This is a genomic window from Providencia sp. PROV116, assembly GCF_028482485.1.
GTDB lineage: Bacteria > Pseudomonadota > Gammaproteobacteria > Enterobacterales > Enterobacteriaceae > Providencia > Providencia rettgeri.
The window spans coordinates 61,017-87,337 of record NZ_JAMPQO010000012.1; the positions used below are offsets into that span (position 1 = coordinate 61,017).

The 26,321-nt window shown below is 39.8% G+C and carries 21 protein-coding genes; 3 read left to right on the forward strand and 18 right to left on the reverse strand.

Annotated features, from left to right (window positions below; translation table 11 throughout):
- Nucleotides 1-469 precede the first annotated feature (469 nt).
- Together PSE72_RS09590 and PSE72_RS09595 are read left to right on the forward strand one after the other, a co-directional pair.
- Nucleotides 470-2,605, forward strand: coding sequence for a TonB-dependent receptor (locus tag PSE72_RS09590; protein ID WP_232800910.1), 2,136 nt, complete (start codon nt 470-472; stop codon nt 2,603-2,605).
- A 20-nt stretch (nt 2,606-2,625) separates the two neighbouring features.
- Entirely contained in the window at nt 2,626-3,603 is a 978-nt protein-coding gene (locus tag PSE72_RS09595; RefSeq protein WP_115167929.1) for an energy transducer TonB, read from the forward strand.
- Between the two features lie 91 nt (nt 3,604-3,694).
- Here PSE72_RS09595 and PSE72_RS09600 read toward each other — a convergent pair whose 3' ends face one another.
- The 7 genes from PSE72_RS09600 to PSE72_RS09630 form a co-directional block, all read right to left on the reverse strand.
- Entirely contained in the window at nt 3,695-4,942 is a 1,248-nt protein-coding gene (locus tag PSE72_RS09600; protein WP_115167930.1) for an aromatic amino acid transporter, read from the reverse strand.
- Nucleotides 4,943-5,005: 63 nt separating this feature from the next.
- Nucleotides 5,006-6,409 (reverse strand): tryptophanase, encoded by a 1,404-nt coding sequence (locus PSE72_RS09605; protein WP_115167931.1) that lies wholly within the window; start codon nt 6,407-6,409, stop codon nt 5,006-5,008.
- Between the two features lie 528 nt (nt 6,410-6,937).
- Nucleotides 6,938-7,594, reverse strand: a complete 657-nt coding sequence (locus PSE72_RS09610) for a DUF799 domain-containing protein (RefSeq protein ID WP_004908185.1) — start codon at nt 7,592-7,594, stop codon at nt 6,938-6,940.
- Nucleotides 7,591-7,944 carry a DUF4810 domain-containing protein gene (locus PSE72_RS09615; RefSeq protein ID WP_115167932.1) on the reverse strand — a complete coding sequence of 118 codons (354 nt, stop codon included), beginning with the start codon at nt 7,942-7,944 and terminating at the stop codon, nt 7,591-7,593. Before PSE72_RS09615 ends, PSE72_RS09610 begins: the two co-directional genes overlap by 4 nt.
- A gap of 9 nt (nt 7,945-7,953) precedes the next feature.
- Nucleotides 7,954-8,628 (reverse strand): CsgG/HfaB family protein, encoded by a 675-nt coding sequence (locus PSE72_RS09620; RefSeq protein ID WP_115167933.1) that lies wholly within the window; start codon nt 8,626-8,628, stop codon nt 7,954-7,956.
- Between the two features lie 532 nt (nt 8,629-9,160).
- Nucleotides 9,161-10,288, reverse strand: coding sequence for a hypothetical protein (locus PSE72_RS09625; protein WP_115167934.1), 1,128 nt, complete (start codon nt 10,286-10,288; stop codon nt 9,161-9,163).
- Nucleotides 10,285-11,538: a hypothetical protein gene (locus PSE72_RS09630; protein ID WP_164529171.1), complete on the reverse strand. Its 1,254-nt coding sequence runs from the start codon at nt 11,536-11,538 to the stop codon at nt 10,285-10,287. The genes PSE72_RS09625 and PSE72_RS09630 overlap by 4 nt, the downstream gene beginning before the upstream one ends.
- Before the next feature lie 276 nt (nt 11,539-11,814).
- Here PSE72_RS09630 and PSE72_RS09635 point away from each other — a divergent pair, with 276 nt between their 5' ends.
- Entirely contained in the window at nt 11,815-12,528 is a 714-nt protein-coding gene (locus PSE72_RS09635) for a UTRA domain-containing protein (protein ID WP_004908180.1), read from the forward strand.
- Nucleotides 12,529-12,617: 89 nt separating this feature from the next.
- Here the strand turns inward: PSE72_RS09635 and PSE72_RS09640 are convergent, their stop codons facing one another.
- From PSE72_RS09640 to livH, 11 genes are all read right to left on the reverse strand, one after another.
- On the reverse strand, nt 12,618-14,300 hold the full coding sequence (locus PSE72_RS09640; RefSeq protein ID WP_115167935.1) for an electron transfer flavoprotein-ubiquinone oxidoreductase: 1,683 nt from the start codon (nt 14,298-14,300) through the stop codon (nt 12,618-12,620).
- An 11-nt stretch (nt 14,301-14,311) separates the two neighbouring features.
- A complete protein-coding gene (locus tag PSE72_RS09645) occupies nt 14,312-15,262 on the reverse strand; it encodes an electron transfer flavoprotein subunit alpha/FixB family protein (protein ID WP_004908175.1) in 951 nt (316 codons plus the stop codon).
- A 15-nt stretch (nt 15,263-15,277) separates the two neighbouring features.
- Nucleotides 15,278-16,033 (reverse strand): electron transfer flavoprotein subunit beta/FixA family protein, encoded by a 756-nt coding sequence (locus PSE72_RS09650; RefSeq protein ID WP_115167936.1) that lies wholly within the window; start codon nt 16,031-16,033, stop codon nt 15,278-15,280.
- A gap of 152 nt (nt 16,034-16,185) precedes the next feature.
- The gene (locus PSE72_RS09655) at nt 16,186-17,625 is read right to left on the reverse strand and encodes a purine-cytosine permease family protein (RefSeq protein WP_115167937.1); all 1,440 of its coding nucleotides are present in this window, start codon (nt 17,623-17,625) and stop codon (nt 16,186-16,188) included.
- A 275-nt stretch (nt 17,626-17,900) separates the two neighbouring features.
- A complete protein-coding gene (locus PSE72_RS09660; RefSeq protein WP_004908169.1) occupies nt 17,901-19,040 on the reverse strand; it encodes an acyl-CoA dehydrogenase family protein in 1,140 nt (379 codons plus the stop codon).
- Nucleotides 19,037-20,221 (reverse strand): CaiB/BaiF CoA transferase family protein, encoded by a 1,185-nt coding sequence (locus tag PSE72_RS09665; protein ID WP_115167938.1) that lies wholly within the window; start codon nt 20,219-20,221, stop codon nt 19,037-19,039. The genes PSE72_RS09660 and PSE72_RS09665 overlap by 4 nt, the downstream gene beginning before the upstream one ends.
- Before the next feature lie 56 nt (nt 20,222-20,277).
- Nucleotides 20,278-21,945: a urocanate hydratase gene (gene hutU / locus PSE72_RS09670; RefSeq protein WP_004908165.1), complete on the reverse strand. Its 1,668-nt coding sequence runs from the start codon at nt 21,943-21,945 to the stop codon at nt 20,278-20,280.
- Between the two features lie 636 nt (nt 21,946-22,581).
- Nucleotides 22,582-23,283, reverse strand: a complete 702-nt coding sequence (livF, locus tag PSE72_RS09675) for a high-affinity branched-chain amino acid ABC transporter ATP-binding protein LivF (RefSeq protein WP_004258508.1) — start codon at nt 23,281-23,283, stop codon at nt 22,582-22,584.
- Entirely contained in the window at nt 23,283-24,062 is a 780-nt protein-coding gene (gene livG, locus PSE72_RS09680; protein WP_004908162.1) for a high-affinity branched-chain amino acid ABC transporter ATP-binding protein LivG, read from the reverse strand. Before livG ends, livF begins: the two co-directional genes overlap by 1 nt.
- Nucleotides 24,059-25,330: a high-affinity branched-chain amino acid ABC transporter permease LivM gene (locus tag PSE72_RS09685; RefSeq protein WP_115167939.1), complete on the reverse strand. Its 1,272-nt coding sequence runs from the start codon at nt 25,328-25,330 to the stop codon at nt 24,059-24,061. The genes livG and PSE72_RS09685 overlap by 4 nt, the downstream gene beginning before the upstream one ends.
- A complete protein-coding gene (gene livH, locus PSE72_RS09690) occupies nt 25,327-26,253 on the reverse strand; it encodes a high-affinity branched-chain amino acid ABC transporter permease LivH (RefSeq protein WP_115167940.1) in 927 nt (308 codons plus the stop codon). The genes PSE72_RS09685 and livH overlap by 4 nt, the downstream gene beginning before the upstream one ends.
- Nucleotides 26,254-26,321: the final 68 nt, after the last annotated feature.

The following is a 26,321-nucleotide window of genomic DNA, read 5'->3' on the forward strand; positions in this document are numbered from 1 at the left end:
TTCTCTTTTGGTGGGATAATCTGACAATATTTAACTTTATCGGCGCTATAGAAAAATATTTTAACGGCTAGATTTGGTTATTCTTTACCCTGTATAAGTAAAAGCACTTATATTTCAAGGGGGTTACTATTTGATTTTGGGAATCAGAGAAAATTAAAAATTTGAGATTAATGTGATTAATTTGAAGTAGATCGCTAAATACAAGAATCCAACCAAAGTAAATGAACCATCCCGAACACTATTTTCATATCTATCCTGACGTAAAAGCTACCATCCACTCAGTAACATATACCCCCTAAGTCAACAATTTATTTTCACTTAAATCAAATAATTATGCATAGAATAAATTGGTTTAAATTAATTGATCTTGAAATCAATAACAATATAATAAGATTGATTATCATTTGTATTATCATTACAAAAAGGCAAACCGACTCCAATGAAAAATATTCCCTCCGTTGGAAACAATATGGTTAAATTTAAGCCAGATTTTATTTGTTTCATTGTTTTATCAACACTTTCTTTTACAACTCATGCAGCCAATAAAGAGCTTAAATCATCGCAGCTTCAAGATGCTACCGATGCAATTGAACTACAAGATAGTTATGCAAGACCTGACTACGTTGAAATAGAGCGTTTACGAGATACCAAGCAAATTATTGTTATTTCAAAAGAAGATATTCAAGGTAAAGGAAATCGCACAATCTCTGATGTGCTTAAATCCGTTCCTGGCATTAGTGTCGATACCTCTGGGCAAGGTAATATAGACTTGCGAGGACAAGGGGCTGAAACCTCACAACGTAACCTACAAGTATTACTTGATGGGGCTCCAATTACCACATTAGCAAATCACCCTTACACCACTAACTACGATATTATTCCCGTTGAACAACTTGAGCGTATTGAAATCATTCCCGGTGGTGGAAGCGTTATTTACGGCTCAGGGACTGCAGGTGGAGTTATTAATATCACTTCTAATCTGAGAAGTATGGCTAATCCCAAAACAAGTGTTTTATCTGAATGGAACTCAGAAGGATACCGTTTAAATGCTAATTTGGGAGCGCGGGTTAATGATAAATTTTCAATTTTAGGCACAGCCAGTAAACTAAATCGTGACCTTTACTATAAAGATACCTACCGTAATTCAGAATATTATTCATTAGGTGGAAGATGGGATCTCACTTCAGATCAAAGCCTGATGTTGCGAGGAAGCCATCTCACTGAAAGTTCCCAATACGTAAAAACGCTCACATCACGTAATATCAAAAAGTATGGTAAAGACTACGTTCCACCAGACAAAACCGTCACTGTCGGTATTGATGAAAATGGTAAGTTAATTAAAAAAACAATCAGCGGTTATTTGACTGGTGACCGCGAAGTCGATAGCTATAATTTAAGTTACCAAAATGCATTTACGGATAAACTCAATTTTGCTACTGATGTTTTCTACACTGATGGTTTTTATACTAATAATGCCAACTGGGAACAAAAAGTTAATCAAAAAAGCCACGGAACAAAAATCAAATTAGATATCGGCTATCTTGATGATAGTAACCTACTTTTGGGCATAGATTATTCCAAACAAAAGGCTTCTATTCATTATATTGGAAGCTATAAAAAGGACAGTAAAGGCCGATATTATGGGGTTCCTCATAATTTCGATTATGATAAAACCACAAAGGCAATTTATGTCCTTAACAGCCTGAAATCAGATCAATTTGTTTTTACTCAAGGGCTAAGACGTGAATTGGCTGAATGGTCATTTGATAAAAGCGGTACTGTAAATGGAACAGGTACTTCAGACCGTTGGAATACCGCTGCAGAACTTTCTCTTGCTTACCTTTATCGCGATACAGGTCGAGTTTATGGGCGATATGAACGAGGCTACACCCTTCCAGATGGCTTGCAAATCAGTGACCAATCGGTCGTTAATGGTGAAAAAATTTACACGCCGACTAAGGCAGAAGATGAGAAATATGACTTATTTGAGGTCGGCTTAAGAGACAAATTAGCGTTTAGTACTGTCAATGTCACGTTCTGGACATCCAATACAAATAATCAGTTAAATCGCATTTATCTCACTAGCGTCAATGATGCGAAGACAATGAATTTGTTGAAAACTCGCCGCTGGGGAGCCGATGTTGACTTCCAGCAAACGCTCGGTGATTTCACCTTCCAAGAATCATATTCATGGCTCAGAGGACGTTCTGATTATAACAACCATGGCCGCCAATTCTTGGAAGAAAACGGCAAAAACACCATTGATTACACGAAAAGTGGTTTAACTAAAGTGCCAGAGCACTCCGTTAAACTAAAAGTAAAATACGACTTTACTGAGGATTTATCAGGAGATATTCAGTACACCTATTATGGTTCGTACAATAACTTCCTTTCTGATGCCAATAAAGAAGAAGATGGCGTTGTTAAATCACGTGAGCTCATTGACCTGAGTGTTCGTTACACACCGATTGAACACATTGAATTATATGGTGGGGTCACTAACTTAATGAATAAAACTTACTACGACTATGTTACTGCAGGCTACGGCTCATTGATTCCTGGAAATGAGCGCTCATTCTTTGCAGGTATCAAAGCCACATATTGATTTAAACAGGAAATGTTTCAGTGACTATAAACCCGTTTTTTCGTTATAAACTTGCTTTAGCACTGTCACTCGTTATCCATATCATTGCCATTATGTTTATCGCCCTACAAGCAGGTAGGGCGGTACCTATGGTCGAAGGTGAGGAAACGATAACGCTATCTCTAGGGGGACCAATGGGCTCCGCTGGGGGCTCAGGAGAGCAGAGTAGTAAGAGACAAGCGCAATTACAAGAAGTTATATCAGAATCCTCCTCGAAGGCTGAAGCTGCTTCGCAATTGAAGCAGCTTAGCAAGTCTCAACCTAATGAAAGTAAAATACCCTCAAAAACCCAACTTAAAAATTCATTAACTCCTGTTAATGTCCCCGTTGATAATACAATTGAATCACCTTTGCTCACACAGAAAACCAAAGTAAATATAAAACCGGAGATCAGTCAGCCCGTACAAGGAAAAAAACAAGAAAAACAAAGTAAATTACTGAACAATGACACTCGAAATAACACAGAAAATCAGCTTATTGCCAATAACATAAGCCATGAAACACAGCAAGACTCACTAGAAACAGCTAAAGAAACACCATCCAATTCAGCGGCTAAAAATCATTCTTCCACCACCTCATCAACTTCAGAAAGTAGTCAAGGTGGTAAAGGGAATAATATATTATCGGGTAATAACCAATTCGCTGCTAATGGTGATGGAAGTTATACCGCACTCAGTTCGAGTGGTATTTCCTATACAATTTTACAGGATGCGACCCCTAAGTATCCAAAAGAGGCTCGCTCCTTAGGCTATACAAAAGTGGTTAAAGTACAAATTCGGTTATTAGTTGGATTAGATGGCCAAGTTGAATCCGTTGAAATATTAAACAACAAGATCCCTGATTTAGGTTTTAAAGAAGAAGCGGTGAAAGCGATTAAAAAAATGACCTTTAAACCCATTATTTATCAAGGACAAAATATTAAAATGTACTTTAAAAAAACGGTCATATTTCAATACTAGCTTACAGTTAGCCATATTGTTGGACAGAAAAAAGGTACAGCGAACCCTCACTGTACCTTTGCAGTTATTTTACAGCTTGTATTTTGAAAAATTAACGGTATATCGGTAACAAATTAAACTGCGCTAACAATTGGCAAATAATACCAAAGACACCAAAAGCGATTACGGCATAGATTAACCCCTTTCCGCCCCACACTTTAAATTTAGATTCAGGAAAAAGCTCCCTTACCTTTAATGCCATAACTGCAGGGCAAATAATCGCCCATATACATGCCGCCATACCTGCATAAGCTATTGCGATCAAAAAACCATTTGGGAATAACATGCAAAGAATAAGAGGAGGCAAGAAACATAATAATGCAGATTTCATTCTACCTGATGGGTTATCTTTAAAATTCAGCGAAGCAAGAATGTAATCAAATAACCCAATTGCGACACCTAAGAATGAACAGAATACAGCACTAATAGAGAACCACAGTAAGAATGTCGCAATATTTTTGCTATTCAGCACTGCATATAATGATTCAATAAATGCGTCTAAATTACCGCCTTTATTAATAATTGTTAAAAACTCTGCCCGTGGTAGATTTCCCATTGTCCCCATGATCCAAAGAAAATAGAGAACCAGTGCTAATACACAACCGATAACACAACTCTTAACAACCTTTCTTTCATTCTCATGATAAAGCTTATATAGACTACAAACATTCCCATGATAACCAAAAGAAGTAATTGCATAGGGGATAATAATAAAGACAAAAGGTAGCAATGCTGTTTGTCCGCCCTCAACCGGTGAAGTTAATAACAAATCTGTTTTTACAATAAAAAATAACCCAGAGAAAGCCAAAATAAATAAAACTATTTTAATAAATAAAAATAATGATGTTAAACGGCTTGCTCCAACGCCACTCCACCAAATACTCGCACCTAATATTAATGTAAAGATAATAAATATTAACCTTAAGTTGATGTTGTATCCATAAATGGCGGCGGCTTCTTTAATCACTGAACCTGCGGCTGATATATAGGCATATATTAATATGTAGAGTACAAATATTAATGCCATATTAGCTATATAGCATGCCCATTTTGGTAATAATTCTTTAGATATGAAAAAGTAATTCGTTCCTGATCCATATTTCGATATACATTCTAAAATATAAATCCCTGAATGAAACATAAAAAAGCAAACAACTAACAAGATAACTACAGAGTTAATAAACCAAGCTCCAGCCATAATAGTGGGCAAACTAAACATACCCGCCCCTATCATGGCACCGCCTAGCACAAAACCCCCTACCATTATGGAGGGTTCTTTTTTGGCTGCCGAATTATTCATGGTGTTTACCTTAAGAATAAGGATGAGGTTCCCGCATTGCACGGGAACCATAAGAACGACCTATTATTTAATTGGTTTTAATCTTGCAGTAAAGTGCCTTAATACTGGTGGTTCATATTCGAAATCAAGACCTTTCAGAGTTGCGAATTTATCTTTTAACCCAATGAGAGCATCTGCAATGTAATCCATATGGTCATTGGTATATACCCGTCTCGCAATAGTTAATCGCATAAATTCCATGTCTGCATGTTTTTGTTTGCCCGTTTCAGGATCACGGCCTAATAAGAATGAACCAATTTCAACCGCACGAACACCAGACTCCAAATAAAGTGCGTTTATAACAGCTTGCGCAGGGAATTGGTCACCTGGAATATGTGGAACCAGTTTTTTACAGTCGACGAATACTGCGTGCCCGCCTGTAGGATATTGAATTGAAATACCACCTTCGCGTAAGCGGTCGCCTAAGTATTTAACTTGCCCTATACGATAATGCAGATATTCTTCACCAGCCCCTTCTTCAAGACCCTGTACCATTGCGGCCATATCACGACCCGCTAAGCCACCATAGGTCACGAAACCCTCCATTGGAACACAGCGTTGTCTTGCCAGTGTGAAGATTTTTTCGTCATTTTTAATACAAACCAACCCGCCGATATTTAATAGTGGGTCTTTTTTCGCTGACATCGTTAATGCATCAGCATACTTGTACATATCAAGAATAATTTCTTTAATTGTCGAATTTTTATATTTAGGATCACGCTCTTTAATAAAATACGCATTTTCACAAAAACGAGCCGAGTCCATGACAACAAAAATATTATGTTGTTTAGCAATATCATAAACTTCTTTCAAATTCGCCATTGATACTGGCTGACCGCCCGCACTATTACAAGTTACAGTAGATACAATTGCAACAACGTTTTCTGCACCATGCTCAGCAATATTATCTTTTAATTTTTGGATATCAAAATTGCCTTTCCAATCATCATAAGTATCCGAGTCATAGGCTTTTTCGGTAACAATATTAATTGCCTTACAACCGTTTAATTCAACGTGTGCTGCTGTTGTATCAAAGTGGAAATTAGAAATAAATACCGGTTTTTTAGCACCGCCTTGTTCCTGTTTTACTTTCAATAAAACAGGGAATAACATATTTTCAGCACCGCGACCTTGGTGAGCAGGAATGACATAATCATAGTCAAACATCTCTTTCACTTTATCTTTTAAATCATAATAGTTACGAGATCCTGCGTACGCTTCATCACCAGTAATCATTGCTGCCCACTGGTGGTCACTCATCGCATTAGTACCTGAGTCAGTTAATAAATCAATATAAACCGCACTGCTTGGTAGTAAAAATGGGTTATATCCTGCTTCTTTTAACGCCGCTTCGCGTTCTTCTCTTGATGGAATACGGATATTTTCTACCATTTTAATACGGAATGGTTCTACGATTCTTTTAGCCATGATAATACCTTTAATTTTTCATTAAATAATAGAGATTTAACCCATAGTGAAATAAGTTAAAAAAACTTTAAGAAAGGAAAATAGAAAGGTTATTTATTTGGGAAAAAGAAGGCTAAAGAGATATCAATATTGAACCATTTCTTCATATAGAAGAAATACCTTGAAATAAGAGATTCGTTTAACAAGAACATACTATGACTCCTATCAACGAGGAATTAGTACAACCGACAACTATTATATATATAACAGTTGTATTACTAAAGTAATCGCTATTGTCATAATATTGTACCTCTATCACATTATTAGTAAGAGAGGCTGGAACAACTTGACTCAAGTCACAGTCTTAATTTATTTATTAAATAAGAGTTTAATTTTATTAAGTTTAGTTTAACTACATTAGTAAAAAATACATATACTTAATATAACAACATAATTAAATACATTAATTTAACTTAAATAAAAGATAACTTAAATAAAATGGGTAAAATAGTTTTATCCTATTTTACCCATTATTCAAATAATTAATAATTACTGAGCATCTTTACCGTATTTAGGTGATCTAGGCCCATATAAGATACCATTAGGCTTACCAGCAGATAATAACCTAACACTTGTTATACCTGCAATTGCATAGCTTTTATCTGTCATTGTATCTACGATTTGGTTAACAACAGCAGACACTAACGCCCCAATAATACCATTTGACGAGGAATTATTTTCAGCACTCGATGCAGTTGCGGAGCCACTCCATAGTAACGCCCCTGTTCTAGCATCAACCAATTTTGCATCCGCTGTAACGCGAGTATCACTGGAAATAACCTGATAACTTGTTCCGTATTCAGTGATATTCAAATAAAGTACCGCATCATTACCAAAAATTTCACGTAATTTTGCTGGAGGAACAGCCTGAATATCACCCGCATTTGTCATCCCGTTTTGCTTAAAAGTTTCCTCAACAACAGCAACAGGGAACACATAATAACCCGCCTCAGCTAAAGGAAAGGTCGCTTGTGATAATAAACCATGACTTGCCTGTATCTCTGGTGAACTATTTTGTGGTAATAGCACCAGAATACTTTTTGGTTTACTTTGATTAAATGCCGTGTAATCAACTTTAGTTGGCTGAGCACATCCCGTTAATAACCATGTCATCACCAATCCGCAGACTATAAGTAAATGTTTCATTTTACTTTTCCTTTATTTTTCATGAGAAAATCCATGTAAGCCGCAGATTCTGGATACAATGCTTTTTCTGCAGTGAATTCTTGCATTGCAAGATCAACCGCTCCGGTTGTTGAGTACAATAACCCTAAATGTGCATGTAACCCTGGCGGAGTTGCCAAACCTTTTGCTTTGCTCATTTCCAAATTCTTTTTCAAAGCTTGAATTTGTTCTTGGGAGCTAGTTTCTGTTTGTTGATAATATTGGTAAACCGTTGTTTGATAACCATCCCAGTTATATAATGGTTTTGGTTCATTGGCACAGCCATTTAATAAAATCGCACCGGCCATAACAGCCAATAATTTAATTTTCATCGTATTTCCTTATTTAGCTGGCTGCCATGCACCACTTTCAATACCCGAAACTAAGTTATTTACAGCTTCCCTAATGGCTAAATCTAATACTTTTCCATTCAATGTTGAGTCATAACTAGCGGTACCACCAAAACCAATCACTTCCCTATTTGATAATTCATATTCACCAGCACCTTGTGAAGAAAATACCACTTCAGATGTTTGAACATTAACAACGTTTAAATTGACTTTGGCATATGCTACTTGTGATTTACCACGACCTAAAATACCGAATAACTGGCGATCCCCAACTTCTTTTCGCCCAAATTCAGTAACATCACCAGTAATCACATAAGTTGCACCTTTTAACTGTTGAGACTGACCATTAATACCAGCTTCTTCTTTAAGCTCTTGCATATTTGCACGGTCTAATACATTAAAACGACCTGTTTGCTGTAAATGTGTCATCAAAATGGTTTTAGATTGATTACCTAAACGATCTACACCATCAGAGAAAATACCATTCATATAACTAGAACGATTATCGAATTTCCCTATTGATATTGGGCTTTTTGGACCTGAATATTGAGTATTATATGTCGCAACTTTTTCTACAGCTAAAGAGCGAGAAGATTCTTTAGCGCAACCACTTAATAAAGCACTTACAATAAAAATAGATGCAATACTGATTTTGGATATATTCATTTAGCTATCTCAATTAAAATAAAATTAGAATTAGAATTAATTTTTTCACTGTTATTTTGCATTAAATGAAGAATAGGATCTAGTCAATACTACCTATTTTTTACCTTATGTTTAGCTTAATTTTCAATTATGATAATATTCATAAAGTCACTAAGGTTTACTAAAATAAAATCAACCGTTTGATTAAATATGGATAAATTTAAAAAAATAATTTAATTAGTAATCTTTAGTGATGATATCGAATATCACCCTCTATAGATAATAATATATATTATTATCTATATTTCTTTTATTTTATTTATTTTTTCTAATTAAAGGTAATATTTCCATATAATTAATTAGAATTGATTAATTTTTATCTATTTTTCAATCTACCATTGAAAGGCCCTCTTACTCATTTTAACTCGAAGATTTTTACCGCAAGCTATCCCCATCTCCGCATTAAATCAACCTTTTTAAGTAACCAATATAAAAAAGGATAGAGTTTCCCCTATCCTTCTTGAATGAGAACACGCTAAATCACAATCGCATATCAATGCAAAGATTGATAAGTAATAGACGTTCCCTTAGTCAGGTTACTTTCATTAGAATAACTACTTTCTATTTCAATCAAGGATTGGTCCGTCATATTATATATTTTGTTATACAAAGGATATTCAGGGCGATAACGGATCTCTTTCGTTGCAATATCCATCATTAAGTATTGTTGTGAACCTCTAACTGAATTCGAAACAATTACCCCCTGATTACCAACTTTTAAGCTGTTCAAATGGTTATAACCGCTTTCTGCAATAACGTCAAAATCACCATTAGTCTGGAATTGCATCAAAGAAAATAAATGGCGTGAAGGCTCCTGAGCAACCACAAAAATATCGCCATGACGATTTTGTGCTGATTCATTAATTCTGACAGGTAGCCATTTACTACTAATAACCTGTTTAGTGGGGATATCCATAATAACTTCTAGCGATCCCATTTGATTACCATAGCTGTACCACATTACGATTTTATCTCGATAAGTCGCGTAGGAGAAATTTGAATTACCCGCAATTTCCTCAGGGAATAATGATTTAGCTAAATCACGAACATTCATAAAATGTTCCCATGTCATTCCTTTATCTGTGCTAATAAAGATATTTTCATTATCCGCAACCACATAAAAAGGAGAACCTTTAAATTGATAAATTTTACCCATAATTAATGTCGAAAATAGAGTATTGGGCTTATCTCCCCAAGGAATTAATTCACTTACCGAAAAGTTGGTTAAATTAATAGTACGGTAGCCATCCCTTAGCATGATTAAGCACTCATTTCTTTCACAAACAGCATTATAGAAGCTTTGGTCACCATACGTAATAAAATGGACACCTTGATTATCTGCAAACAATATCTGGTAATCATATTCACTCAACGTTTCATAAGGACTATAAGAATAATAATAGCTAGAACGGCTGCTTTTTTGAGCTATTATTAGCATCCCCTTTTCAGATGGAAATGTCGTTGCGAAATCATAGCTACCTATTGCTACACTATTTTCATTATGGTTTTGCCATTGCCAATCTTCCGTGCCACCACGAATAAAAATAAAAAGAGTTAACAATAAACTGAATGAGAAAATAAACGTTAAAATAAGGAATCGTTTACTGAGAAATGGGTTCATGAACGCACCTCCGTCACATAATCTGTTTTACCGTGCTGCCGACGAAGTTGTTTTAAAAAATATTGAGATTGATAATAGGCATTACCGCGTTTTGACACTTTAAAATAAATCGCCACACATAAAGCAATAAGGAAGCTTATTCCGAGTAAAATAGTTCCTGAGAAACTGATAAACATGACACCAGTATCAATAATATTCATCCAGTCCCAATAATCCCAATAGCCGCCTTTTTCAAAGGTTTCACTAATAGATGCCCAACCAGCAACTAGAATGAAAAGCGCTAGAATACAAAAAATAAAACCCCATAAACCAATATAGAACCCTCTTTCTTGTGGAGCACCTTTACCAATCAGACTATATGCTAGTCCGTCTTGATGATTGAGAATGCCAAAAACCACTTGTTCCTTTGAATTTTCCTGAATGTTTTTATGTAAAACCTCAAGTTCATCCCCCTGCGCAATAAATAGTTTATGATTATTAAAAAGAGGCTCATTTGCTGAGACTAAAACTCCCATGTGTTTTTTATTAATCTGTAAATTAACTTTATTGAGTGTTTGGAGAGTATCTCCTGCAGCGATCGTAAGGTTGTAATTTGCAGTGATATTTACCTTGCCTTTTGTAACTGATAGTGATGTTTTATCAACATTAATTTCAGCGGCTTTATGTAACTTTACAGGCTTAGATTTAGGATTTTTGATACCGTCGATTTCAATATATGAAGTTTCTTCAAACAGTTTATATTTCCCAGCAATAAGTGAATCTAGCGCTTTCAAAATTAACTTTCGTTTTGGACTTAAAATATGCTTTGTTTGTGCGAGTGCTAAGCCAAAAAGAACGATCCCAGAGAAAGCAGCACAACCCAAAATGGCCACTAATATGATCATCAAGAAACTGTCGTCTGCCTCAGTAAAACAGTAATACACCGCAGGTATCAGGGCCATTAAGGCTAACGAAATTAAGTATTGTTTTCCTAATGAACGATTGAAGCTAACGGTTCTATCAGGCTCAAGCCGGCCATGCTCTGCATGGTAAACCCATTCAACCCAATAGCTTCCATCATTCATCTCTTCTGCACAAATAACCAAAGAGTCACCTTGCTGTATGCGCTCTAAAAAAATTTGGCTATTTGAAAAATCATCCTGATTAAAGAAAAATACTTTTTCAGAGGCAATCAATCTTACCATCCCCATTGGACTGACATTTTGATAATCACATTGAGTAAGACTGACATGGAAATATTGAACTCGCATGAGTAAATGCCTATTTCGCTAAGTAAATTTAACATTATGATAATAAATAAAGGTATATAGCCCTAGTAAAACTTACCTTATAATAAAATAATTCAGACAATGACGAGCACCCTAAACTGTTATTTAACTCAGGTTAATCATTAGAAATAGGTGTCTCCTACTAGCAAAGCCGGCAATTACTGATAAACTTGCATTCAATACAAAGTTTGTGAGTGAAATGTGGCAATAAAGCAATTTTACCACTCCTTCCTTTAACAATAATTTTGAATAATAGCGATGACATCACAACCTGCATATAAGCAAATTCAGTCTTACATTTTACGCAGTATTGATTTAGGTATTTTTAAGCCTGAAACTCAAATACCGACAGAATTAGAGCTATGCGCTCAATTTAATGTAAGCCGTATGACGGTGAATAAAGCCATTTCAGAGTTAAGCCAAAAAGGGATCCTAAATCGTATTGCAGGGAAAGGCACATTTGTTGCCACCCAAAAACATGAGCTTCCGGTTACAAAAGCATTTGATATTTTTGATGAGATCTCAACGAGCGGTAACAAATATAGCGGTCACCAATTACAACTTAAAACTATTTCCGCATCAGCAGAAATCGCGCTACAGCTCGGAATTAGCGAAGGAAGTGATGTGGGCTACTGTAAAGTTCTTCATTTTGAAAACGATATTCCTTTAATGTTAGAAGAACGTTATGTTAACCACGCCATTGTGCCTGACTTTGTGAAGCAAAAATATGGCGATACAGAAACACCTAGCGGTTATTTGCAACGCCATTTTCCTGTCAGTGAAATGGAACATACCATTGAAGCCGCATTAGCCACAAAGTCCATCGCTCAATCATTATCAATTAAAGAAAGCTCACCTTGCTTACAACTTAGTCGACGCACTTGGACGGGTAGTACCCTAATTAGCTATGTTAAAATGATCACCGCTGGTTCGCGCTACAAATTAAAATTACATTCGCGAATTGAGAATTAATGCAGAAATAAAAAAATGGGGCAAAATTGCCCCAAAGCGACTGATAAAACAAAAAATATCAAGCACATCTACATCACAATAAATTCGTTTTACATTCCTTGATAAATAGGCCCTTCCCCTCCTTGGGGAGCGGTCCAGGTGATATTTTGTAACGGATCTTTTATGTCACAAGCCTTACAATGCAGGCAGTTCTGTGCATTAATTTGCAGTTTTTCTTCACTTTTATCCCCTATAATTTCATAGACTCCAGCGGGGCAATAACGCGTCTCAGGTGCGGCATATTTCATTAAATTAATTTGGATAGGGACATTAGTATCAGCCAGTTTTAAATGACAGGGTTGTTCCTCTTCATGGTTTGTATTCGATAAAAACACGGAAGAAGGCTTATCAAAAATTAATTTACCATCGGGTTTTGGGTAGTTTATCGGTGTAAAACCTTTCGCTTCTTTTATTCCTTCGTGGTCCGATTGTTTTAATTTCAACGTCCACGGGCTACGCCCTTTTAATAACAGTTGTTCTGCACCAAATAGCATTGAACCAACTACTAACCCTTTTTTCATATAAGGCTTAAAATTCCGTGTTTGGTAAAGCTCTTGATATAACCAGCTCTCTTCAAATAGTTGGCGGAACTGCTTTTTAAACTGTAAATAATCAACCATTCCATTCTGGGTAGCACTAAAGCACGCTTCTGCCGCTAGTGCGCCACTTTTAACGGCACAATGGGTGCCTTTAATACGAGCCGCATTTAAAAAACCAGCATCATCGCCAATTAGCCCCCCACCAGGAAAGCTTAATTCAGGTAACGCGGCTAATCCCCCCGCCACCATCGTTCTAGCACCATAACTGATCCGCTCTCCACCCGATAAAAAATCACTAAAAGCAGGATGAGTTTTTAAGCGTTGAAACTCATCAAATGGCGATAAATAAGGGTTTTCATAATTTAGCCCGACGACCAAACCCACTGCGACTAAGTTATCTCCATAGTGATAAGCAAAACCACCGCCATAGGTGTGGTTATCTAGTGGCCAACCAACAGAATGGACAACTAACCCTGCTTGGTGTTGCTCTTTTGGAATTTGCCAGATTTCCTTAATTCCCAAACCATAGGTTTGTTTGCCACTCTCTGCGGCTAAATTAAAATGGTTGATTAATTGTTTACCGAGTTGACCTCGGCACCCTTCCGCAAAAAAGGTCATTTTCGCAAGTAAATTCATACCCGGTTGATACATCGCCGTTGGGTTACCTGATTTATCAAGCCCCATATCTCCGGTGGTGATGCCAATTACTTGGTTTGTCTCATCAAATAGCACTTCAGTTGCAGCAAAACCAGCAAAAACATCAACCCCTAATCTTTCAGCTTCAACAGCAAGAGCCGCACTTACCTGCCCTAAGCTGCCAATGAAATTACCATCATTTTTCAAACAGTTTGGTAATAAAGATAGGGGTAAATGACTTGCTTTTTTTTCTTTCAACCATAAAAAACGGTCATGGTTTACAGGTGTTAAGGGGCCTGAAACTTTTTGCTGCCAGCCTGGCAGCAATTCATCGAGAGCCCGTGGATCAATCACTGCACCAGATAAAACATGAGCACCTATCTGTGCGCCTTTATCAATTAAACAAACCGAGATATCTGTTCCTTTCTCTGCGGCTAGCTGTTTTAATCGTATTGCTGCAGATAACCCTGCGGGTCCACCACCGACAATCAGGACATCGAACTCCATCGATTCCCGCTCGGGAGCCTCGTTTATCTTATCAATCTTGTCGATAGCCATTCGTCCACCTCTTACGCTAATGCTTTGTCAAATTCCGGTAAGATCTCAAACAGATCGCCAACAATGCCGTAATCCGCAACTTGGAAAATCGGCGCCTCAGGATCACTATTAATCGCAACGATTACTTTACTTTCTTTCATGCCTGCAACATGCTGAATAGCACCCGAAATTCCTACTGCAATATATAATTCTGGCGCGACAATTTTTCCTGTTTGTCCGACTTGATAGTCATTCGGAACAAAACCTGCATCGACAGCAGCACGTGAGGCACCAACCGCAGCACCCAATTTGTCAGCTATTGTTTCCAATAGCGCAAAATTTTCACCAGAGCTCAAACCTCTCCCTCCTGAAATAACCACTTTTGCAGAGCTCAATTCCGCACGGCTAACTTGGGTTAGAGATTGGCTTTTTAACTGACTGCGCAAGGGAATATCGGCAAGGGAAATGGTTTCAATTTCAGCATTATTTTGTGTTTCATATCCCCCTGAAAATGCCGAACTACGCACCGTAATCACGACTTGTTGGCCATTATTTTGTACTGTTGCTAACGCATTTCCTGCATAAATAGGTCTAATGAAGGTTTGAGAATCAATAACTTGAGTAATGTCTGAAATTTGTGCTACCCCTAACGTTGCAGCAACCCGTGGGGCTATATTTTTCCCAAATGTCGTCGCAGGAAACAGTAAATGGGTATATTCCTTTGCAATATTAACCACGGCGTGAGCCATCGGTTCTGCGAGTTGGTTTTTCAAGTTATCTGATTGTATTTCTAGAACTTTACTCACACCTTGTATACTCGCAGCTAGCTGAGCGACCAATTCCGTCTCATCTCCTGCAATCAATAAGTGCAAATGATCACCCGCGGTAAGAAGCTGTTTTGCAGCGTTAATACTATGATAAGTAGAATTTTTTATTGTTTGATTATCATGCTCGACAACCACTAATACAGATATTTGGCTCATGGATATTTTCCTCGATTAAATCACTTCTTTCGCTTGCAATGTACTGACTAGCTCTGTCGCACTGCCTAACAATGTACATTGCCCTGCCCGTTTTTTAGGCTCTGAGACACTAAGCGTTTTAATTTGCCCTAATAGAGTAAAATTCATATCAGCAATATCGATAATATCTAACGTTTTTTTCTTAGCTTTCATGATATTAGGCAAAGTTGCATAACGAGGTTCATTGAGCCTTAAGTCCGTTGTGATAACCGCGGGTAATGGCATCTCTAACGTTTCTAACCCGCCATCAATTTCCCTTGTAACCTGCAGTAGTTGGCCTTCAAGCTTAATTTGTGAGGCAAATGTCGCCTGCGGATAATCCAATAATGCGCTAAGCATTTGGCCTATTTGATTACAATCATCATCAATAGCTTGTTTGCCTAATAAAATAAGATCCGGCTGTTCCTTTTCCACGATTCGTTGAAGTAAGCGCGCAATATCCAGTGGTTCTAAAGTTAATTCTCCAGGCCTCTGGACTAAAATGCCACGGTCAGCCCCAATCGCCATCGCACTGCGTAATGTTTCTTGATAGCCAATATCACCAACGGAAACAGCAATAACTTCTGTCGCTTTTCCCGCCTCTTTTAAACGTACAGCCTCTTCGACAGCGATTTCATCGAAGGGATTGACGGCCATTTTGGCATTCGCCAATTCAACGCCTGAGCCATCGGCTTTTACTCTTATTTTAACGTTATGGTCTATTACTCGCTTCACTGCGACTAAAATTTTCATAGCAACTCCTATCCCAATTCTTCAACGATTATTGGGTATGATGATGTTCTAAAATCGTTTTTTAGGTTGAGAGAAACCGTAACAGTGATATTCACACTGCTACTGGCTATCTCAATTTTTACTATTTTTAATGCTAGTTTTTGATGAAATGGTTATTTACTTGTGGGTAATATCAATCGGTCTGCCACTGACATAGGCCATTTTTTAATCGCAACATAGTAAATAACACTGGTTGCCACCAAGCCCACAATCCATGAGATATCAACACCACCGAGTTTTTCGACTAAAGGCCCGGTATAAAACCCTGTTGAAATAAAGGGCAACTGTATTAACACACCCGCAATGTAAGTGAATATCCCAACTTTATTCCAACGCCCATAGCGGCCATTTGGGTTTGCAAGTTCAGGGACGTCGTAGCGGCCTTTAGTGACCCAATAGTAGTCAACCAAGTTGATTGCGCTCCAAGGGGTAAAGAATGCAAGCAAAAACAATAAGAAAGCAGAAAAGAGTTTTAAAAATGAATGCTGGCCCGCTAGTCCAAGTAAGGTTGAGAAACTGACCATTAAAATAATAAAGAACAACCTTTGCCCACGAGAAATTTGGCTTTTCCCACGGAAGCCACACCAAATTGCCGCCATAGACATAAAACTGCCATAAGCATTCAGTGCAGTTATCGTCACTTTTCCGTAGAAAATACTGATATATAACAGAGCCGCTATCAAACCAGTACTACCTAAGCCCACAATATACGAGACTTCGTTACCCGCAAACTTATTGCCGGCAAGCGCTGCGGCAAAAACCCCTAAAATCATTGATGCTTGCGTACCAATGACTGTACCTGAACCTACGGCCAAAAAGGCTTTGATTGTCGGAGTTTTAGTCGGTAAATAACGTGAATAGTCCGCAACATAAGGCCCAAATGCAATTTGCCAAGAAGCAGACAATGACATCGCTAATAAAAAGTTAGTCCAGCTAAAATGACGGTTTTCCAGTAAAACCGAAACATCATTCATATAAAATAGACGGAAAAATAGATAGAAGAACGTAATTACGCCTATGACGCTCGCCACTTTCCCTAAAATATGGATGATGCGATAACCACAAATTGTGATGCCGATAATCACTACACCAAAAATAATAATTCCAACCCAATCCGTCACATGTAATAACTGACCGACTGCTTGCCCTGCCAGCACAGTACCACTGGCAGAAAACCCGACATACATCATGCAAACTAATAAAATAGGGATGACCGCACCGTATACGCCAAACTGTACACGACTCGAAATCATTTGTGGTAACCCCAATTTTGGCCCTTGCACCGCATGCAAGGCCATCACGGCACCACCTAACAGTTGACCAATAAATAAGCCAATTAATGACCAGAATACATCCCCACCCAGTACGACTGCCAAGGCTCCGGTTACAATTGCAGTTATTTGTAAATTAGAACCAAACCAAAGTGTGAATTGGCTTGATAAGGTGCCGTGGCGCTCAGACTCTGGAATGTAATCGATGGAACGCGCTTCGATTAAAGGTACATTCTCCTGCCGGTTTTTTTGCCCTGTAGCGATGTCGTTTGAAACTGTCATGGTAACTCCTCTTTAAGCAAGGCTGGCTTAAAGAATGAACCAATTAATCGTAATGGAACCGCAATAACTACAGTTGTAAGGTACAGTTATTAAGCATTACGCTGGGTGATGTTTTATCTGTTATTCACCCTAAATAACTAATTGAAATACATTCTTAAACCTGATTGTTGTTGTGTTTTTAATTCCATGATCCTGTTGTCAGGTAGTGCTTCCTATGGTGCTCCATAAACCAGTAAACGCCTGTCCCGCTTACTCGGCTCAATACTTAAAATAACTTAGTGGGCATCTAAAACAGCACGTGAAATAATAATTTTTTGTATTTCTGATGTGCCCTCAAAAATCCGTAAAATCCGTGCATCACGCACATAACGTTCAAGGGGAAGGTCACGAATATAGCCGTAGCCGCCATGAAGCTGTAATGCTGCATCCGTAACAAAACCCGCGCACTCAGCGGCAAACAATTTCGCCGTCGCAGATTGCAAACTAAAACGCTCCCCTGAATCACGCAATTCTGCAGCTTGCCAAGTCAACATACGAGCGGCCTCCAACTGGGTATGCATATCCGCAATACGCCATTGAGTTCCTTGGTATGCGGCTAAGGGCTTTTTACCAATTTGGCGTTCTTTTACCCAACCTAAAGCACTTTCCATCGCAGCGCGAGCAATACCGAGTGACGTTGCGGCCACTTCAACACGCCCTTTATCTAAAACTTCCATCGCGGTATGGAACCCTTTATTTTCCTCTCCCAGTAATGCCGATTCCGGTAGCCAACAATTCAGCGCTAATTCATAAATCGTGCTACCCCGTAATCCCATGGTTTTTTCAGGTTGAGAAAATGCCACGCCTTCCGTGCCTTTAGGGATCATAAATGCGCTGATCCCGCGGGCTCCCGCTTCTACATCCGTTTTCGCATACAACACGATAAAGTCAGCCTCTTTGGCGTTAGTAATATAGTGTTTATTACCCCGAATACGCCAGCCACTATTTTCACGAGTTGCCACGGTTCGCATATCTGCAGGATTAGAACCTGCAGCCGGCTCGGTTAAACCAAATGCACCTAATAATTCCCCAGCAGCGGCTTTTGGTAACCAATAATTTTTTTGCTCTTCGGTACCACCAATTAAAATTGAATCTGTCGCCAAAAAATGTGCCGTTAGAGCCGATGAAGTGGAAGCACAAGCGGCAGCAACAGCTTCGACTACCTGACTCATCGCCACACTGCCAATGCCAAAACCGCCATACTGCTCAGGTAAATTAATTCCCCAACAGCCCATTTCCCCTAGCGCTTGTAAACTTTCTGCGCAAAAGGTTTCTGTTTCATCGTATCTCTGTGCATTCGGCTGTAAAATGTCATGACAAACTTTTTCTATCGCATCTACAACCGCTTGTTCTGTTTCATTAATATCAAAACTCATTGCATCGTCTCCGCATTTTTAATGGTTGTTCTTGCTGGCTTATACACTAAGTTTGCCTCACCTAATTTTGGTGCACGGTGGGTCGAATGAGGTTTCTTCCCATTGAAAAAAACCGGTTGAGAAACCAAAGGCGTTCCCCCATCATTCAGGTGCGTCAGAACTTGCCTCACTTGGGCATGCTCACTTTGTGTTGCTTGGTGTAAATTATGAATTGGTGAAGCAGGAACGCCCGCGTTTAATAATATGTCACATACCTCTTCAACGGTTTTTTGGCGTGTCCAACTTTCGATCTCTTTTCTAAGTTCAGCTTGGTGCTGTGTTCGGCTCGGGTCATTAAGGTAGCGTGAGTCGTGGCATAACTCCGGTTTTTCCATACATTCGCAAAAGCGTTGGAATAGCTTTTCACTCGCAATCGCGATAACCACTAAGCCATCTTTTGCCTGATAAGTATCGAATGGCGTAGATACTGGATGGCGGTTACCCACTAGGCTCGGAGCCTTATCATGAGCAAATAGGTTTGAAAGCCCAGTTAACTGCATGCTCAGTAAGACATCCACCATCGCTACATCAATATACTGTGCCGCTTCGTCATGACGCTCTCTCGCAAATAACGCACTGCTTATCGCCCATGACGCAAACATTCCAGCACACACATCGCCAATTGACTCACCACTGCGTGTAGGCCCTGTTTCTGGGAAACCAGTGACACTCATTAGGCCTGACATCGCTTGTGCCACGATGTCATAAGCGGGATAACTGGCGAGTGGGCTGTTTTGCCCAAATCCAGAGATACTGGCGTAGATTAATTTAGGGTTGTGCTGCTTTAGGCTCTCAAAATCGATACCGAGTCGTTGAGTCACACCAGGGCGAAAGTTTTCAACCACCACATCACTTTCTTTGACTAGTTGGAATAAAATCGCTCGGTCTTCATCCGCTTTAAGATCCAATTCAATACTGCGTTTACCTCGGTTAATTAAACCGTAATAAACACTTTCCCCATCAATGAATGGTCCTAAATGGCGGCTATCATCACCGTAGTTGGGCACTTCAATTTTGATCACTTCAGCACCAAGATCGGCCATCATACCTGTGCAATAAGGGCCAGCTAACACTCGGCTTAAATCGATCACTTTGATCCCCGCCAGTGGCCCTTGTCTTTTCTGAGTTAACGCAGCATTCATACTGAATTCCTTCTATTCCAGAAAGATGCCAGCTCAACTTCAGCTGGCAAAGGACATTACTTCACCATCGGCAAGTTCAAGCCTTGCTCTTTCGCACAGTTAATGGCGATGTCATAACCTGCATCTGCATGGCGCATAACGCCCGTTGCAGGGTCATTATGTAAAACACGAGCTAAACGCTTATCAGCGGCGTCCGTTCCATCACACACAATGACGACGCCTGAATGTTGTGAGAAGCCCATACCAACACCACCACCGTGATGTAAACTGACCCATGTTGCGCCACCTGCGGTATTTAATAGTGCGTTCAATAAAGGCCAGTCTGATACCGCATCAGAGCCATCTTTCATAGATTCCGTTTCACGGTGAGGGCTAGCCACAGAGCCTGAATCTAAGTGATCACGACCGATCACAATTGGCCCCTTTAACTCACCACTTTTCACCATTTCGTTGAAAGCACGGCCTAATCTTTCTCTGTCTTTTAAGCCTACCCAACAAATACGTGCAGGAAGCCCTTGGAATGCGATACGCTCACGTGCCATATCGAGCCAATTATGTAAGTGTTTGTCATCTGGTAATAATTCTTTTACTTTTTGGTCTGTTTTATAGATATCTTCTGGGTCACCTGACAACGCGACCCAACGGAATGGACCAATACCTTCACAAAACAGAGGGCGAATATAAGCAGGAACAAAGCCTGGGAAATCAAAGGCATTACTAATGCCTTCATCTTTTGCCATTTGGCGAATATTATTGCCATAGTCAAAAGCCGCTGAGCCACGCTTTTGCATCGTTAACATCGCATCCACTTGGACTGCCATGCTTTTTTTCGCTGCTTTGGTCACTTCAGCAGGTGCGGTTTGTTGTTTTTCACGCCATTGGTCGAGTGTCCAACCCTGTGGTAAGTAGCCGTGTACAGGGTCATGGGCGCTAGTTTGGTCAGTGACGGAATCAGGAGTGATATTGCGTTTCACCAATTCACTGTAAACATCAGCCGCATTACCTAATAGCCCAACAGAAACTGGCTGGCCATTTGCTTTGGCTTCCTCGATATATTGCAGTGCTTCATCTAATGTCGTCGCTTTTTTGTCCACATAACGAGTTCTTAAACGAAAATCGATACGGCTTTCATCACATTCCACCGCTATCATGCTAAAGCCCGCCATGGTTGCTGCTAATGGCTGTGCTCCGCCCATTCCACCTAAACCGCCCGTTAAGATCCAACGCCCTGCTGCGTTACCATTAAAGTGTTGCTTGGCCAGTGAAACGAACGTTTCATAGGTGCCTTGGACGATCCCTTGAGAACCAATGTAGATCCAAGAACCAGCCGTCATTTGGCCATACATCATTAAGCCTTTACGATCTAACTCATTAAAGTGATCCCAATTCGCCCAGTGAGGAACAATATTTGAGTTTGCGATCAATACGCGGGGCGCATCTGGATGGGTAGGGAACACTCCGACGGGTTTACCTGACTGCACGAGTAATGTTTGGTCATCTTCCAGTGTGGTCAGCACATCTAAAATTTTGTCATAGCATTCCCAATCACGTGCCGCTCGACCGATACCGCCATAGACCACTAAGCTTTGAGGGTGCTCAGCGACATCAGGGTCTAAATTATTTTGGATCATGCGATATACCGCTTCTGTCAGCCAGCTCTTACAGGTTTTCTCACTGCCACGTGGTGCGCGGATCACTCGAGTTGAGTCAGTACGATTTAACATGGTTGTATCCCCTATCATCCATTTTTAATTAACTTTAAATTAACAATTTTATTTATAATAATCTGCGAGATACCCAGTTAGTGACGATGCACCTGTGTTCTAAAATTAATTATTTAATTAAAAATCAATAAATTAATTTTCTATCAACTTACTCGAGACTATCCATTCATTTAGGGTGTTTATCTATGACTCAAATATATATACATTTACTTCACAAAGTATATACATTTAAATTTGAAATTTTGTAGGAAGTGTGAAGGTTGGAACTCAAGAGAAGTTATACAACAACAAGTAGCTGTATGTTTCTAGAGAAAAAGTTGTATATACATTTGTTTTTATGCATAGAAACAAGTAAATAGCGAAATTGCGAGTCGCTTCACAGAACGTTGCAACGATGTATAGTGAGAAAACCCATGCCAAACAGCTCAAAATGGAATACATCAGAAACAAAAACGGGCTACCTGCATCAACAGATAACCCGAGTGGATTATAACCATGACAAAAATTTAATTTTCTAAATCATTCACGTTGTGGCTAGGCGGCAAAATGAGTATAGCTTGGGGAGCATACACCAGTATGTGACCCAAACAGCCGAGTGAAGCCAACAACGCCACAGCGTGAAGGATGACGAAAATTTTAGCCGCCTAGATAGGCGCTTCGTACTGCCTCATTCGCTAGCAACGCTTTGCCACTATCTTCCAACACAATATGCCCATTTTCCAACACATAACCACGGTCTGCGAGTTTCAACGCTTGGTTGGCGTTTTGTTCGACAAGGAAAATCGTCATTCCTTCTTCGCGTAGCTGCTGAATCGTATCAAAAATTTGCATAATGATAATGGGAGCAAGGCCTAAGGATGGCTCATCAAGTAAGAGTAACTCTGGCTGGCTCATTAAAGCACGGCCTATCGCTAGCATTTGTTGCTCACCGCCAGACATCGTTCCTGAACGCTGGCTTCGACGCTCATACAGCCTTGGAAATAGCTTATAAACTCGCTCAATACGTTCTTGGTACTGTTGGCGATCGGCAAAAAAGCCCCCCATTGCGAGATTTTCTTCCACTGTCATACGAGAAAATACACGCCTCCCTTCGGGTACTAATGCAATGTCTTCACGCATAATTTTCGAAGTGGGCAATTGGGTGATATCCACGCCTCGGTAGATGACTTGACCTTCCGATGCACGTGGATCGCCACAAAGCGTACTGAGCAAGGTGGTTTTCCCTGCACCATTTGCTCCAATTAAGGTCACAATTTCACCTTTTTGGATATTCAAACTAATTTCATGTAGTGCTTGAATTTTTCCATAATGGGTAGAAACTTTTTTAAACTCTAGCATCAGTAAGCTTCCCCCAAATAGGCTTTTATCACATCAGGATGTTGACGGATCTCACTCGGTGTCCCATTCGCTAATGGCGTTCCTTGATTCACGACATAAATGCGATCTGAAATTCCCATGACTAATTTCATATCATGTTCAATTAAGAGAATTGAAACATTATGATGAGCTCGTAACTCAGCAATCAAGTCATCCAAATCATTGGTTTCTTTAGGGTTAAGACCCGCTGCTGGTTCATCTAACATTAATATTTCAGGGCGAGTGACCATACAGCGAGCAATTTCTAACCGACGCTGCTGCCCATAGGCTAAATTACCCGCTTGTCGATTGGCAAAGGGGAGTAAATCAACACGCTCAAGCCATTTTACCGCATTATCAAGCGCTTCAGCTTCTGCCCGACGAAACGCAGGGGTTTTCAATAGCCCAGAAAAAATGCCACTTTTTAAATGTTGATGTTGCGCCACAAGTAAATTTTCAATCACCGTCATTTCTTTAAATAACCGCACATGCTGAAATGTTCGGATGACGCCAAGGCGAGCAATAGACTGCCCTGTCAGCCCTTCAAGGTGTTTTTCACGATATAAAATCGTGCCGCTGGTCGGCTTATAAAACCCCGTTAAACAGTTAAAAATGGTGGTTTTACCCGCCCCATTAGGGCCAATCAGTGAAACTATTTCCCCTTGATTAATGGTTAACTCAACATTGTTGACGGCAAGTAACCCACCAAAACGCATTGTTAAGCCATTAACTTGTAGCAAAGGCGTTGTTATATGGCTCATACGCCCTCCCCTTCAGGGACTTTTTTCACCTGCATTTGACGACGTTTCATCGGTAATAGGCCTTGTGGTCGCCAGATCATCATCAGCACCATCAATGCCCCTAATAACAGCATGCTGTATTGGTTAAGGTCACGCATCATTTCCCGTGATACGACTAAGATAATTGCGGCTAAAATCACGGAAGTTTGTGAGCCCATTCCCCCTAAAACGACGATGGCTAACACAAATGCCGACTCCACAAAGGTAAAAGATTCTGGGCTGATAAAGCCTTGTCGTGCGGCAAATAACGTCCCTGCAAATCCCGCAAAGGCCGCACTAATAGTAAATGCGGTTAATTTTATTCGAGTTGGGCTTAGCCCTAATGAGCGACAGGCAATTTCATCTTCGCGTAATGCTTCCCATGCACGACCTAATGGCATACGCAGTAAGCGATTGATAACAAATAAGGTTAAGACTACTAATAACAAGGCGACAAAATACAGGAAAATAATACGGTCACCAGGGCTGTAATCTAAGCCAAAAAAGTTATGGAAGGTATCCCAGCCCTCTTTCGCGGTACGGCTAAATTCCAAACCAAAGAAAGTCGGTTTCGGTAATTGACTGATCCCATTTGGCCCGCCAGTGATTTCGGTATTATTCAGTAATAAAATACGAACAATTTCCCCAAAGCCGAGCGTCACTATTGCAAGATAGTCCCCCCGCAACCTTAGAACAGGGAATCCCAATAAAAAACCGGCTAACGCAGCGGTTAACCCTGCAATCGGTAAACTTTCCCAGAAACCAAAACCATAGTAATGATTTAATAAACCAAAAGTATAAGCACCAATGGCATAAAAGCCGGCATACCCAAGAACCAGTAACCCAGATAACCCAACAACCACATTTAACCCTAAGCCTAACATCACATAAATTAATGTCAGGGTGGCAATATCCACGCTTCCGCGAGAAACAATAAACGGCCAAATAATTGCGGCAATAATAATTACAGCTGCAAGAATCTTTTGCTTGGCTGTCGAACCATCAAAATCAGGGATCGCCCACGCCTTTTTAGGAACTCCTTGCCATACTTTATTTAATGTCGGACGAACCAACTGGTAAACAAAGATGACAATAATACCCGCAATGATCCAGTTCCAACGTACAGAATCCCCAACCGTAACAACCAGTTTTGTGCCATCAAGAGCGAGCTGCAACCCCATCATGAACAGAGCCAATACGAAAAAAGTCACTGAAGCCACAATGGCATTAATCCAATTTTCTTTTCTCATACTTTTTCGACCTCCGGGCGTCCCAGAATGCCGGTTGGCATGATTAATAGCACACCAATCAATAAACCAAATGACACAACATCTTTATATTCAGTGCTTAAATATGCAGAAGTCATTGCTTCTGCCACACCTAAAATCAAACCACCTAACATCGCGCCAGGAATACTCCCTATTCCTCCTAACACTGCTGCGGTAAATGCTTTCATTCCAGCCATAAAGCCAATATAGGGGTTAATCACACCATAAAATTGCCCCAATAGCACACCCGCTACGGCCGCCATTGCAGCACCGATAACGAAAGTTAATGAAATAACGCGATCAGTATTAATGCCTAATAAGCTGGCCATTTTAAGATCTTCTGCGCAGGCTCGGCAGGCTCTGCCCATTTTTGAATAGCGAATAAATAGCGTCAAAGCTAACATCGCAAGCACGGTAACCCCCCAGATGGTCAATTGCATCTTAGTCACCGTGGCTTCAAAACCATCGCTTTCACCGAGAACCCATTGTCCTGTAATCAAACTGGGTAGTGCTAAATCACGCGAACCTTGTGACAAACTGACATAGTTTTGCAGGAAAATAGACATTCCGATCGCAGAGATCAAAGCAATCAATCGCTTAGAATGACGGACCGGCCGATAAGCAACCCGTTCAATACTCCAACCATAGGCACTAGAGACCACAATTGCCGCAATGAAGGCCGCAGCAACAAGGATCCAACCGATATCAATCCCAAGCATCATTAAGCCTGCGATCACAATAAAAGAGACATAGCTACCAATCATGTACACTTCACCGTGGGCGAAGTTAATCATCCCAATGATGCCATACACCATCGTATAGCCGATAGCTATCAGTGCATAAGTGCTACCGAGGGTTAAACCATTCAGAAGTTGCTGAATAAAATACAGAATTTGATCTGACATAAGACTATCCTTTCGAACTACTTGTCCTCTATAGAGAACAGAAGCCGGAAGCAAGTGACTTACTTCCG